Origin of the sequence: Arthrobacter sp. HS15c (genome assembly GCF_040812005.1) — a bacterium.
In the GTDB taxonomy this organism is placed as follows: Bacteria; Actinomycetota; Actinomycetes; order Actinomycetales; family Micrococcaceae; genus Arthrobacter.
Genome location: NZ_JBFOHM010000003.1, coordinates 102,217 through 114,637, shown reverse-complemented (window position 1 = coordinate 114,637; position 12,421 = coordinate 102,217). Strand labels below are relative to the sequence as shown.

The 12,421-nt window shown below is 65.9% G+C and carries 13 protein-coding genes; 6 read left to right on the top strand and 7 right to left on the bottom strand.

Annotated elements, in window-relative coordinates; genetic code table 11:
• Entirely contained in the window at positions 1-1,761 is a 1,761-nt protein-coding gene (locus ABV518_RS05645) for a biotin carboxylase N-terminal domain-containing protein (protein WP_367765863.1), read from the top strand.
• 29 nt (positions 1,762-1,790) lie between these two features.
• On the opposite strand, the gene ABV518_RS05640 is transcribed toward ABV518_RS05645, so the two are convergent.
• Complete coding sequence (locus ABV518_RS05640; RefSeq protein ID WP_367765862.1) at positions 1,791-3,047, bottom strand: D-arabinono-1,4-lactone oxidase; 1,257 nt, start codon at positions 3,045-3,047, stop codon at positions 1,791-1,793.
• A 137-nt stretch (positions 3,048-3,184) separates the two neighbouring features.
• Here ABV518_RS05640 and ABV518_RS05635 point away from each other — a divergent pair, with 137 nt between their 5' ends.
• Entirely contained in the window at positions 3,185-4,471 is a 1,287-nt protein-coding gene (locus ABV518_RS05635; RefSeq protein WP_367765861.1) for a glycoside hydrolase family 27 protein, read from the top strand.
• A gap of 100 nt (positions 4,472-4,571) precedes the next feature.
• Here ABV518_RS05635 and ABV518_RS05630 read toward each other — a convergent pair whose 3' ends face one another.
• Positions 4,572-5,441: a pentapeptide repeat-containing protein gene (locus tag ABV518_RS05630; protein ID WP_367765859.1), complete on the bottom strand. Its 870-nt coding sequence runs from the start codon at positions 5,439-5,441 to the stop codon at positions 4,572-4,574.
• 192 nt (positions 5,442-5,633) lie between these two features.
• On the bottom strand, positions 5,634-6,932 hold the full coding sequence (locus ABV518_RS05625; protein ID WP_367765858.1) for a Y-family DNA polymerase: 1,299 nt from the start codon (positions 6,930-6,932) through the stop codon (positions 5,634-5,636).
• 94 nt (positions 6,933-7,026) lie between these two features.
• Here ABV518_RS05625 and ABV518_RS05620 point away from each other — a divergent pair, with 94 nt between their 5' ends.
• Complete coding sequence (locus ABV518_RS05620; protein ID WP_367766155.1) at positions 7,027-7,464, top strand: N-acetyltransferase family protein; 438 nt, start codon at positions 7,027-7,029, stop codon at positions 7,462-7,464.
• A gap of 34 nt (positions 7,465-7,498) precedes the next feature.
• Here ABV518_RS05620 and ABV518_RS05615 read toward each other — a convergent pair whose 3' ends face one another.
• Both ABV518_RS05615 and ABV518_RS05610 read right to left on the bottom strand, forming a co-directional pair.
• A complete protein-coding gene (locus ABV518_RS05615; protein ID WP_367765857.1) occupies positions 7,499-7,930 on the bottom strand; it encodes a LexA family protein in 432 nt (143 codons plus the stop codon).
• Positions 7,931-8,045: 115 nt separating this feature from the next.
• A complete protein-coding gene (locus ABV518_RS05610; protein WP_367765856.1) occupies positions 8,046-8,426 on the bottom strand; it encodes an STAS/SEC14 domain-containing protein in 381 nt (126 codons plus the stop codon).
• A gap of 326 nt (positions 8,427-8,752) precedes the next feature.
• Between ABV518_RS05610 and ABV518_RS05605 the strand changes: the two genes are divergently transcribed.
• The 3 genes from ABV518_RS05605 to ABV518_RS05595 all read left to right on the top strand — a co-directional run bounded on the left by ABV518_RS05605 (position 8,753) and on the right by ABV518_RS05595 (position 11,494).
• Positions 8,753-9,235: a hypothetical protein gene (locus ABV518_RS05605; RefSeq protein ID WP_367765855.1), complete on the top strand. Its 483-nt coding sequence runs from the start codon at positions 8,753-8,755 to the stop codon at positions 9,233-9,235.
• A 137-nt stretch (positions 9,236-9,372) separates the two neighbouring features.
• Positions 9,373-10,164, top strand: a complete 792-nt coding sequence (locus tag ABV518_RS05600; RefSeq protein WP_367765854.1) for an alpha/beta fold hydrolase — start codon at positions 9,373-9,375, stop codon at positions 10,162-10,164.
• 295 nt (positions 10,165-10,459) lie between these two features.
• On the top strand, positions 10,460-11,494 hold the full coding sequence (locus tag ABV518_RS05595; protein ID WP_367765852.1) for an AAA family ATPase: 1,035 nt from the start codon (positions 10,460-10,462) through the stop codon (positions 11,492-11,494).
• 202 nt (positions 11,495-11,696) lie between these two features.
• On the opposite strand, the gene ABV518_RS05590 is transcribed toward ABV518_RS05595, so the two are convergent.
• Both ABV518_RS05590 and ABV518_RS05585 read right to left on the bottom strand, forming a co-directional pair.
• Positions 11,697-12,182 (bottom strand): SMI1/KNR4 family protein, encoded by a 486-nt coding sequence (locus tag ABV518_RS05590; protein WP_367765851.1) that lies wholly within the window; start codon positions 12,180-12,182, stop codon positions 11,697-11,699.
• Between the two features lie 2 nt (positions 12,183-12,184).
• Positions 12,185-12,409 (bottom strand): HNH endonuclease, encoded by a 225-nt coding sequence (locus ABV518_RS05585; RefSeq protein WP_367765850.1) that lies wholly within the window; start codon positions 12,407-12,409, stop codon positions 12,185-12,187.
• Positions 12,410-12,421: the final 12 nt, after the last annotated feature.

The following is a 12,421-nucleotide window of genomic DNA, read 5'->3' as shown; positions in this document are numbered from 1 at the left end:
ATGCGCAAGGTCCTGATCGCCAACCGCGGAGAAATCGCCGTCCGCATTGCCCGTGCCTGCGAGGACGCCGGCCTGGAATCCGTGGCCGTGTACGCGGACGTGGATGCCGATGCCATGCACGTGGCCGCCGCCACCGAGGCGTACAGCCTGGGCGGGAACGCGCCGTCGGAAACCTACCTGGACATCCCCAAACTGCTGCAGGCAGCCGAGGATTCCGGTGCCGACGCCATCCATCCGGGCTACGGCTTCCTGTCCGAGAACGCCGGCTTCGCCCAGGCGGTCCTGGACGCCGGACTGACCTGGATCGGCCCCACGCCCGAAGCCATCCGCCAGCTCGGCAACAAGATCACCGCGCGCGAAATTGCCGTCCGCGCCGGAGCCCCGTTGGTGGCCGGCAGCGACGGTCCGGTGGCCACGGCTGCCGAGGCCCGCGAATTCGCCGAACAGCACGGCCTGCCCATCGCCATTAAGGCGGCCTTCGGCGGCGGCGGCCGTGGGCTCAAGGTGGTGCGCGAGATGGACCAGATCGAGGAATCCTTCGATTCGGCCGTCCGCGAAGCAGTGGTGGCCTTCGGCCGCGGCGAGTGCTTTGTGGAGCGGTACCTGGACCGGCCCCGGCACGTGGAGGCCCAGGTCCTGGCGGACCAGCACGGCAACGTGGTGGTGGTGGGCACCCGCGACTGCTCGCTGCAGCGCCGGCACCAGAAACTCGTGGAAGAGGCGCCCGCGCCCTTCCTGAGCGAAGAGCAGACCCGGCAAATCTACGACGCCGCCAAGGCAGTCTGCCGCGAAGCCGCCTACTCGGGGGCGGGGACGGTGGAATTCCTGGTGGCCGCCGACGGCACCGTGGCGTTCCTTGAGGTGAACACCCGCCTGCAGGTGGAGCACCCCATCACCGAGGAAACCACCGGCATCGACCTGGTCCAGGAGCAGCTCCGCATCGCCGCCGGCGAGCCGCTGCGCTTCACCGCCGACCCCGAGCCGCGCGGCCATTCCTTTGAATTCCGGCTCAACGCGGAGGACGTGGGACGGGGCTTCCTGCCGTCGCCCGGAACCATCGCCACGTTCAGCGGGCCTACGGGTCCCGGCATCCGGCTGGATTCCGGGGTCCGCTCCGGTTCCATCGTGGCGCCGCAGTTCGATTCCCTGCTGGCCAAGCTGATCGTCACCGGCGCCGACCGCCAGCAGGCGCTCCGCCGTGCCCGCCGCGCCCTCGCGGAAATGGAAATCACCGGGGTGGCCACCGTGCTGCCGTTCCACCGCGCCGTCGTCGAAGCCCCGGACTTCACCTCGGAGACCGCGCTCGGCATCCATACCCGCTGGATCGAGACGGACTTCGCCGATTCCATCACCGCGGATCCGGAGTTCGGCACGTCCGTCCCGGACGGTGCGCGGCGCACCATCACCGTCGACGTCGACGGCCGGCGCCTCGCCGTCGGCCTTCCCGCTGACCTGCTGGATGGCTGGGCGCGCTCGGGCGGGGGCGTTCCGGCGGGGGTTTCCCTTGAGGGAGAGTACGACGGCGGTGCCACCACAGGTGCCGCCGATCCCGGTGAGCTCCGGGCCGGCATGTCCGGCACGGTGGTGAAGTGGCTCGTGGAGCCCGGTGCCGAAGTTTCGGCGGGCGATCCGGTGGTGGTGCTCGAGGCCATGAAGATGGAAACCCAGGTGGCAGCCCACCGTGACGGGACGGTCACCGACGTGAGGGCCCAGTCCGGCGGCGTCGTGATGGCCGGGGCTGTGCTGGCGCTGATCGGCTGACGCCTCCCCTTCAAGCGGACGACGTTGGTTCAGCGCAGGCTGGCCGCGGGTGCGCCGAGGATGCTGTCCAGCAGGCCGTTGCGGAACTTGCCGGCCGGATCGTGCTCCGCTGCCAGGGCGCGGAAATCGGCGAACCTCGGGTACAGCGCCTCCCAGTCGTGGCCGGCCGGGGTGAACAGTTTGCCCCAGTGCGGCCGTGCCCCGAACGGCCGGAGCAGTTCCTCCAGCTCCGGAAGGACGGCCTCCACCTCGGCCTGAAGCGGCTTCCAGGTAAAGTGCAGGGCCACGCTCTGCTGCCGGTAGAACGGGCTGAGCCAGAACTCGTCGGCTGCGCCCGTGCGGATTTCGGAGACGAACAGCAGCGGCGCCAGCTTGCCCGCGAGGCCGCGGACGGCCTGGATGGCCGCCGGTCCGTGCTCCAGGGGCACGATGTACTCGCTCTGCAGTTCCTCGCCGTTGCTGGGCGTGAATTCGTGGCGGAAGTGCGGGAGCCGGTCCAGCCACGGGCCGGGTTCGTCCAGCTGCGCCGTGCAGTTCTCGCCGGACATCCCGGGCAGCGGGTGCCGGGCCTCCACGGCCGGGGTGGCGCCGAACAGGTCGGTCAGGACAGGGTCCGAATCGAGGGCCTTGAGCCACACCTGGTTGATGTCCTCCCCGGCGTAGTCGGTGAAGAGGCTGACGCTGTAGGCGCTGGACACCAGGGCCGGGAAGTCGGCCAGGGCCCGTTCCCACGGCAGGTTTTCCAGGACCCGCTGCCGCATCTGGAAGCTAGGCCGGACAGACAGCTCCAGGCCGGTGACGATGCCCAGGGCGCCGAGGCCCACCACGCTGCCCAGGAATTCGTCCCCGTCCCCGCGGGACAGGGACACCTGCTCGCCGGAGGCGCGGACCAGGTCAATGCGTTCGACGGCGCCGGCCAGGGAGGGGTTGTCCACACCCGAGCCGTGCGTCCCCGTCTGGATAGCGCCGGCCACCGAGATGTGGGGCAGTGAGGCGAGGTTGTGGATGGCGACGCCCGACTTTTCCAGCGTCCGGCAGAGGGCTCCGTAGCTGATGCCGCCGCTGACGCGGACGGTCTGCCGCTCCGAATCAAGCTCGATCTCCTGGGGCAGGGCGTCCAGCAGGATGTGGACGCCATCGGTATCGCCCACGCGGTTGAACGAGTGCCGCGACCCGAGGGCCTTCACGCGGGAGGCGCCGGCTACCACCTCGGCGAGCCCGGCCACCGAGTCCGGACGGTGGACTTCGGCGGAGGAGTATTCGAGGTTTCCTGCCCAGTTCTTCATTGGATCGCTTTCCGGTGGAGGGTGTGGCTTCCACGCTACTTTGCTCACGAAAGTTGTCAAGGATTTCGTAAAGTTTCTCAGAATCCGGCCAGCGGAGGGTGCTGGTGCTTCAGTTTATATCGTTGTAAATTGGCCCGATGACACTTGCGAAGACGCCGCCGATGGGCTGGAACAGCTGGGACTGCTACGGCACCACCGTGACGGAGGAGGAGGTGCTGGCTAACGCCGCCTTTATGGCTGAGCATCTGCTGCCGTATGGGTGGGACACCGTGGTGGTGGACATCCAGTGGTACGAGCCGGCGGCGCGGGCCGGCGGCTACAACGACGGCGCCGTACTGGAGCTGGACCGTTTCGGCAGGCAGCTTCCCGCCGTCAACCGCTTCCCCTCCGCGGCGGGCGGCCGGGGCTTCGGGCCCCTCGCCGAGCGGATTCACGGCATGGGCCTGAAATTCGGGCTTCACATCATGCGCGGCATTCCCCGCCAGGCCGTGCGGGACGGGCTGCCCGTTGAAGGGACCGACGCCACCGCTGACCAGATTGCCGACACGTCCTCCACCTGCGAGTGGAACACCGATAACTTCGGCCTTAACCACGGCCATCCCGGCGCGCAGGCCTACTACGACTCCCAGCTGCGACTGTTCGCGGAATGGGGCGTGGACTTCGTCAAGGCCGACGACATGCTGGGGCCGTACTTCGCGGCCGAGATCGCCGCCTACCAGCGGGCCATCTCACGCTGCGGCCGGGACATGGTGCTCAGCCTGTCGCCGGGCCGCGCTCTCTCCTTGGCCCACCTGGCACACCTCCGCGGCAACGCCCAGATGTGGCGCGTCTCCGATGATCTCTGGGATGTCTGGGAGGATGTCGAAGCCCAGTTCGCGCGGATGGCGCGCTGGGCCCCGCATCAGCGCGCAGGCGCGTGGGCGGATGCCGACATGCTCCCGGTGGGGCGGATCGCGCTGCGGGCCGAGCGCGGCGGTGAGCGGCTGAGCCGCCTGACCCTGGACGAGCAGCGGACCATGCTGACGCTCTGGTGCGTCTCACGGTCGCCGCTGATGCTCGGCTGCGACCTGCCGTCGTCGCCGCCCGAAACGTTGGCGCTGCTGACCAACACCGACCTCCTGGACGTCCTCAACGCGAGCCGCAACAACCGTGAACTGCTCCGCGACGGCGACCTGGTGCTGTGGGCGGCGGACAGCACGACGTCGGAGGACCGCTTCGTCGCGGCGTTCAACACCGGGGAAGCGGACCTCGTCCGGACGGTTCCGTTGGGGGATCTGGGTGTGGGGGCCGATGGTTCCCCTGGCGAGGTGCGGGAGGCATGGAGCGGGGATGACGCCACGCTCGGGCTCAAGGACGGATTGCCAGCACTCGAAGTGAAGCTGCCCGCGCACGGCGCGAAGCTCTATCGCTTCCCCGGCCACTAAGCGCGAACGTACAGTTGAGCACCCGCGCCGGAGTGCGAACGTACACTTCCGGCCCGGGCCCCAAGTGTACGTTCGCGCATAAACCGATGAGCTGGCCAGTTCAGCCATCCTGCCAGTGCGGCGGGGCGGACAGGTCCGGCGGAACCAGCGTTGCGTTGCTGCCACGGGCTGAGTTGAGCTGCGGCTGGGTGAGGAACAGCGCAGCGGTGAGATCGGCGCCGTCGAGCCTTGCGTCCCGAAGATCCGCACCCAGCAGGTCCGCGCCCGCAAGGTCGCTGCCGCGCAGGTCGGCGGCAATCAGGCAGGCACCCCGCAGATCCGCCCCGCACAGCTTCCGGGCGCGCAGGTTGGCGGCCGCCAGGTCGGCACCGGGGCGGAGCGTGGCATCCAACTGGTCTGTTCCCGCGGCAAAGTAGCCCGCGCGCACTTCCTCGCTGACCGCCACGAGGATGGTCCTGACCGCCGAGTGGAGGCTCTCGAGGTCGCAGGCGAGCAGCCCGGGCAGGGGACCACGGCCAAGGTCATCGATAATTTTCCGGAGCTCCTTCGCCTCCCGGGCGCTGTCGGCGTCGAACGTTCTTTCCTGTGCCTCGGCCAGGTGCCAGAGCATCTCGTGCAGCTGCCGCACGACCTTGAACGCGGCGAACATGTCCTGCCGCGAGTCCGGGGCGTCGCGCCAGCTGATGCCTGCGAACAGCTGCTGGGACACGGCCTGGCCGGCCCCGAAGCAGTCGAAAACCGTGCAGCCGCGGAATCCGCGGGGCCGCAGCCGGTCATGGATGGTGCAGGAAAAGTCCTGGTCCAGGTTCGGGCAGGGCGTGGCAGCGGGCTTGTCGATGGCAAAATCCGCGGACCGGGCGAAGCCGAAGGCAGTACAGCACAGCGCGAAGCAGTTGCTGCAGTCCGGGCGAAGGCTGTCCCGATCGTGGCCAGGTGTGGTGCCTGAATGGTTTTTGGTGGTGATGTACATGGGTTCTCCCGATGGTGGTTCCGGTGTGTGCGGGGAGAGGGGGAACTCGTGGCGAGTTCCCCTTGCGGGCACGCGGAATCAGCGCTCCTGGACGGGACGGCCGGCGGAGCTGTGGGAGGCTGCGGGAACTCTGGGTCACAGAGACATATTAAGAATCACTGCGGTCCAGAATACTCCCGGGATGCCGTGCTGTCAGGCGGCTTTGACCAGGGGGAGTTCGTCCCAGTGGGTGGTGTAGCGCGGGGAGCGCATGCCGCGTTTCATGCTCCAGTCCGGTCCGCCGCGGATGCCTGCGTGGCCCAGCCCGATGGAGCCGCGGCCGTACCGGCGGGCGATGTCTTCGAGGAGGGGGCCGATGTTGCGTTCCTCGTGCGGGTTTTCGAAGATTTCCAGGGGTTTTTGGTTTCCGGTAGGCCGCAGGTCGGTGACCATGATCCCGGCACGGGCGTACTTCACGCCCTCGTGGATGGCAGGGAGCAGGGCGTGGGCGGCCTTGGTCAGGATCACCGGGTCTGCCGTGGGCATGGGGAGCGGGACGCAGACGGACGGGTAGGAGGTGTCTTTCTGGTTGAAGTGCGAGGTGCCGGCGAAGGCTGTGAGCACCTTCGCCTGGAGGTGGTGTTTGGCGAGCCGGGCGCTGGCCTGCTGGCCGTAGACGCTCAGGACCTGGCGGAGTTCGGCGGTGGTGGTGATGGGCGTGGAGAACGAGCGGGAGAAGATCAGCTGGTCCCGGCCCACGCGCTCCTCCTCCATGGGAATGCAGGGGGTGCCCTGCAGTTCCAGGACGGTCCGCATCAGCACCACGGAGAATTTGTCGCGGATCCGGACGGGGTCCGCCCGGCTGAGGTCAAGGATGGAATGGATGCCGATCGCGTTCAGGCGTTTGGTCAGGCGCGTGGCCACTCCCCAGAGTTCGACGACGGACAGGCCCGCCATCAGTACCTCCCGCCGGGCTGCAGGCACCGAATCCCAGCGGCAGACGCCGTCGAACGCTGGGTTGTGTTTGGCCCATTTGTTGGCGAGCTTGGCCAGTGTTTTTGTCCGGGCGATGCCAACGCAGACGGGGACACCCACGTTCCGCGCGGCGGCGGCTTTCATGTCCCGGCCCAGCTGGAGCAGTGCCTCCGGGGTGCCTTTGACGCCGAGGAATGCCTCGTCGATGCTGTAGACCTCCAGCCAGGCGGAGTACCGGCCCAGCAGTTCCATCACGCGGGCGCTAATGTCCCCGTACAGCTCGTAGTTGCTGGACCTGGCAATCAGCCCCCACTCTTTCGCCCGGGGCGCGATCTTGAACCACGGCTCCCCGATCCCGATGCCCAGTGCCTTGGCCTCGGGGGAGCGGGTGACGGCGCAGCCGTCGTTGTTGGACAGCACCACCAGCGGTTTGCCTTCGAGGGAAGGGTCAAACGCGCGTTCCGCGCTGGCGTAGAAGCAGTTCACGTCCACCAGGGCTATTTCCTGCATTTGACGCATCAGTGCTGGTTTAGACATAGGACCGGCCGGTGCTCTCGGTAGAGTTTCGGCTATGGATACCGAGGTGCGAGTCCGCCAGGCACGCGTCGAGGATGCTCCCGGGATGGCGCGCATGCATGTGCGGTCGTGGCGTGAGACGTACCGCGGCGTGATGTCGGACCGCGTCCTCGACGACCCGGAGCTGCCCGCCGCCCGGGAACGGTTCTGGACCGCCGCGCTCAGCGATGAGAGGTATCAGGCGAACCGCGTCGCGGTGGCCGAGCGCGACGGCGAAGTGGTCGGGATTGCGATGGCGGGGCCGCCGCAGGACTCCGCGGCGCAGTGGGGGACGCACCTGTATGTGCTGTACGTCCTCGCGGCTGAGCACGGGACCGGCGCCGGGGCCGCCCTCCTCGATGCCGTCATCGGCCCGCACGACTCCGCCGCCCTCTGGGTTGCCGATCCGAATCCCCGGGCGCAGGCGTTCTATCGCAAGCACGGGTTCGTGGCGGACGGGACGGTGATGGTGGACGACGGCGTGCGCGAGATCCGCATGGTGCGGCTCCTCTGAGCGCGCCCTCGGACGCCCGCTGTCATTCCGCGCATTAGACATGGTGCAGGCACCTTGTGGCTACGCCCCAGATGGTCAGCTCGCTGAGGCTGGGTACGCGGATGTCCGGGTAACGGGGGTTCTCTGCCTGCAGCACCACGCCCGTGGCGGTGATGCGGAGCCGCTTGACGGTCAGTTCGCCGTCCAGGACGGCGATGACCACGGAGCCGTCCTTGGGTTCGAGCGCCCGGTTGACGATGAGTTCGTCGCCGTCGCTGATTCCTGCCCGCTCCATCGAGTCGCCTGTCACGCGGACAACGAACGTGCTGGTGATGTCCTTGATGAGGTGTTCATTCAGGTCGATCCGGCCGTCGAAATAGTCCTGGGCAGGCGACGGGTAGCCGGCAGCGACGGCTACTGGGGCTAACAGCACCAGCCGCAAGGAGAGGCCCGCATCTATCACACGGGGACCGACAACAACGCCCACAACACACCTTTATTCGAATATATGTTCGATACTTTGAGTGTACAGGCAGGGGGAGACAGTGGCGCTCCTTTGACGGAATCGCAGCTGCGACGAAAGAGGCAAATCGGGACGTTGGTCAGGGAAGCGGACTGAGGAGGAGCCAGGTCAGGGCCTCATCGCGGGAGGTGAAGAACCGCGTTGGGCACGGCAGGGTCTGCCGTGCGATGGTGAAATTGGCAATGACGCGGTCGACCGGGCTTGAGCCAAGCAAGGCAATGCGCGAAGCGGCGCAGGGGATCTGGAAAGCGGACTTGGCCTGACGGGTCACAGCTTTGGTGGTCCCCATGTCTACCAACATCGGGTATTCGGAGCCGTCGGCAATCTTGTTGAGGGTTGCCATGGCCGCGTGCACGTCGTCACCGTCCAGAACGATCCCGGGTTTCCATTTGAGATGGATTATTCCGTTGACGCCTAGTTCGATTGTGCCCTTGCCACCATAAACAGTGACTGGTTCCATTTCTGCTCCCCAGCATTTTCACTAAGTCCGGTTTTACTGTCAGCGTAGATCGGGGTGACCAGTAGCGGAACCTTTAATGAGGTGTTTATGCACAATTCGGTAGTAGACGGCCGTATGGCCGGGGATTTTCGTTGGACCCGAAGCCGAGGCTGTATAAGAAAATGATGCTTCGTTCTCCAATTACTGGGCCGGTGCCAGGGGCAATGATCATTTCATCCCTTCATCTCCTATGAATACGGGTACGCACCCTATATGCTCCGGTCAGCATCCACTTATGAGGGAGCGCAATGAAACGGATTAGGTTGTGGCAATTCATAGTTCCGTACGTGCTTATCACCATGCTGCTTACATCATGCGGCGACAAGGTGACTAGTGGACCGGGAACTGCGGAACCCACGCCGAACTCCGCCAGTTCTGCCAGCAGCCCCGTCACAGGCGGTGGCACTGTAGCGTGCGTTGACTGGGCCCGGTTCGAGACCCCTCAAGACCAATACGACAAAGCCAGCGTCGTGCTCATCGGAAAGTCTGTAAGCCGGGCCGGCGAAACCACCATTTACGGTTCCGAGGCCACGACCCACCTTGTAGAAGTCGAGCAGGTCCTCAAGGGGAATCCCGGAGAGGGGGACCTGCGTATCACGTCTATGCCCCCGACCTGCACTGGAGGCGAAACCTACCCGGACGGCGATCCGCTCGATACAGCTGAAAGAGTCATCATCTTTGCGACCAAGCAGCGCGGCGAGTGGTTCACCCATACCCCCGCGCAAGGCGTCCTGCCTTTCCCGCAGGGCGCAGAGATTCCCTTTCACTAGTGCTGTGGATGGTCGGCTGCGCCCCTGAACCGCCCGCGCCGGAGACGAGTCTCGTCTGAAGTCGGACCTTTGAAAAGAGCGGTGTCCCTTGGGGAACCGCGCGGTTCATTTCGTCGGCCTGGATTAGGGTGTCGGGTATGGAGTGCCGGATCAACGACGTCCTGGTCCATTACGTCGAGCATGGCGTCGGCGTGCCGCTCGTTGCGTTGCACGGCGCCGGTGTTGATCACCGCGAGATCGAGGCGGCGATCGAGGCCATCTTTCCCGACACGGGATACCGGCGGATCTATCCGGATCTACCGGGAATGGGCCTGTCGACGGCCGATGGCCTGACCTGCAACGACGATGTGGTGACGCTGCTCGTCGATTTCATCGATCACCTGGGCGCGGGACCGGTGATGCTGCTCGGGCACTCCTACGGTGCCTACCTGGCTCGTGGGGTGGCCGCGCGGCGACCGGACACCGTGCTCGGTCTGGCGTTGTTGTGCCCCGTCGCCGAGCGGTCGGGCAGCGTGCCTGGCCACGACGTGGTTCGCCAGGACGCCGATGCGTACGACGAACTCGAACCCGCACAGCGGGCGGGGTTCGAGGAGTACTTTGTTGTGCGAACACAGGCTACGGCCCGCCGGTACCGCGATCGCGTTGCACCGGGTGCGGCGCTTGTGGACGAGGCTGCGTTGGGGCGCATCTTCGCGGGGTGGACGGTCGACGTCGGGTCGGCTGCCTTCTCTGCGCCGACCTTGGTCGTCGCGGGCCGATGCGATTCGGTCGTCGGGTATTCCGACGCGGCCGATTTGCTCGAGCGCTACTCCCACGCCACCCTGGCTGTCATCGAGGACGCCGGCCATGCGCTCATGCACGAGCGGCCCGAACTGCTCGCCGCGTTGTTCGGCGACTGGCTCGATCGAGCCCGACCAGAAGAAGAGTGACCGCCCTTGTTGCACCCCCAGCGAAGTCGAACAGATCAACCTCGACAGCGGCAAGTCAGCAGAGGACGACGCGGCCGATTAAGACCCCTTGTCGGGCCGAACCTCACCGCACCGAAAGGCCCCGCTCCACTCACCAGCGGAGGACCGCCGATCCCGCGACACCCAAACATCGCCGCGACGTGCCACGCCCCCAGGAACAGGAGAGTTTCCAGATGGGTAGCCGGGAAGTCACCACCATGGATACTGGGTGAGGCCAACCCCACCCCGGTCGGGTATCGAGTACTACAGTGGATGCATGGCTGGCAGCCGCAATCCGCTCGATGACCTGCGCGAAACCATCGGCCATCTGACCGATCAGCTCAGGCTGCACGGTTCGGAGCGCGTTGATGACCTGGTCGGCGATTTCATCGGTGCGAGGCCCGGACCGGGCCGGCCGCTGTCCGAGGTGCAGGCCGAGCTCGACGCGCTGGTCGGACTGGAGACCGTGAAGGAACAGGTGCGGGCCCTCGTCGCACTGCTCCAGGTTCAGGCCCGCCGTAAAGCGCACGGCCTGCCGGAGGTGGCCACATCACAGCATCTGGTGTTCCTCGGAAACCCGGGCACGGGCAAGACCACCGTGGCCCGGCTCCTGGCCGAGATGTACCGCGCGGTCGGTCTGCTGCAGAAAGGCCACCTGGTCGAGGTCGACCGTTCGGGCCTGGTGGGGCAGTACGTCGGCTCGACCGCCATCAAAACGGACCGGGTGATCCGGCGTGCGCTGGACGGGGTCCTGTTTATCGACGAGGCCTACGCGCTGGCCCCGGAGGACGGCCGGATGGACTTCGGCCCCGAGGCAATCGAAGTCCTGCTCAAGCGGATGGAGGACCACCGCCACCGACTGGTCGTGATCGTGGCCGGGTACCCGCGGCTGATGGAGTCCTTCTTGCTATCGAACCCCGGACTGCGCTCCCGGTTCGCCCGCGAGATCACGTTCCCCGACTACTCCGTCGACGCACTCCAGACGATCTTCCACCAGATGCTGGCCCAGCACGAGTACACGCTGGGGCCGGATGCGGACCAGATGCTGCGCCGCATCTTCACCGGGCTCCACGCGGGCGAGGACTCCGGCAACGCACGGTTCGCCCGCACTCTGTTCGAGCAGGCGCTCAACCGCCAGGCGCTGCGGCTGTCGCTCGACGAGAAACAAAGTCTCGACGCGCTCGACCGTGAGGCCGTCATGACGCTCACCGCGGACGACATCGTCGAGGCCGCGCTGGCCTTGGGCGAGGAGCCGGAGCCAGAACCGACGGCGGCACCGGAGAAGTCACGCTGGTGGCGCTGGCTGGTCTGACCGGGCCCCCTCATCAACCATTCGGACCTCTTTCTCTCCGTCAGGTTCAGAGCCTTATCCCTCGAATAGGGCTCGCCCTCAGGTTGTCCCAATAGACGGTCCGTTGTAGGAACCTTTCTACGGGACACTTTCGCCTGTGGGGCTCCAATCGCGTGTGAGTCTCAGCAATAAGTGTGACTTTCGGCGACAAATGGCGGCCGTATCATTCGGCGTAAGAGCATGTAACGAGAGAAAGGAGAAAGTCCGAAAATGAGGAGGCGACAACCCGAGTGACTCGGTCTTCGTCGACATAAACAACGCGAGGTTCCCCTACCTCGCCGCATTCCGTGTAGTCGAGCATCACAGTGTCATGACCTCCGGATGGCGTGTCACATACGACTACGCCCAGATCTGGATAACCCCATTCACGGATCAGATCAGCGCTCCCCTGTCCTTCCTCAGAGTCAACACCCAGGCGTCCGCCGAGTCCAAGCACGGCTGAAATTTCGAAGTGAGTGGGGGCCCAGGAAGTCGGAAACTGGGTTAGATAGCAGCGTTTGCGAGGAACGCCTCCGTTTCGCTCTCGGAGGAGGTCCACGTACGCGCGTGGAAGGTGGTATCCGAGGGAACGTTCAGCTCGGTCAACCAGGTCAGGCGTAAGCGGAGGGCACGTATAGTACTCGTCGTCTTCAAAGAATTCGTTTTTCATATTTACCTCAGTGAGAATCCCCCGGTATGTCCGGTCGCGCGGTGGATGTCACTTCTAATAAGCTGCACGAGTCCGACGTCCTGATGGTGGTGCCAAGTGTAGCCAGTCGGAGTGCGAGAACGTCCAGCTGCTTTATTAGCGAAGCGAAAATCGGCGGCTCGGCTCCCAGTAGGTTGGATCCTCACGTCGGCGATGTCCGGGTGTCGCCGTGCCGTGAAGTCAGCCATGAAGTGGGCGCT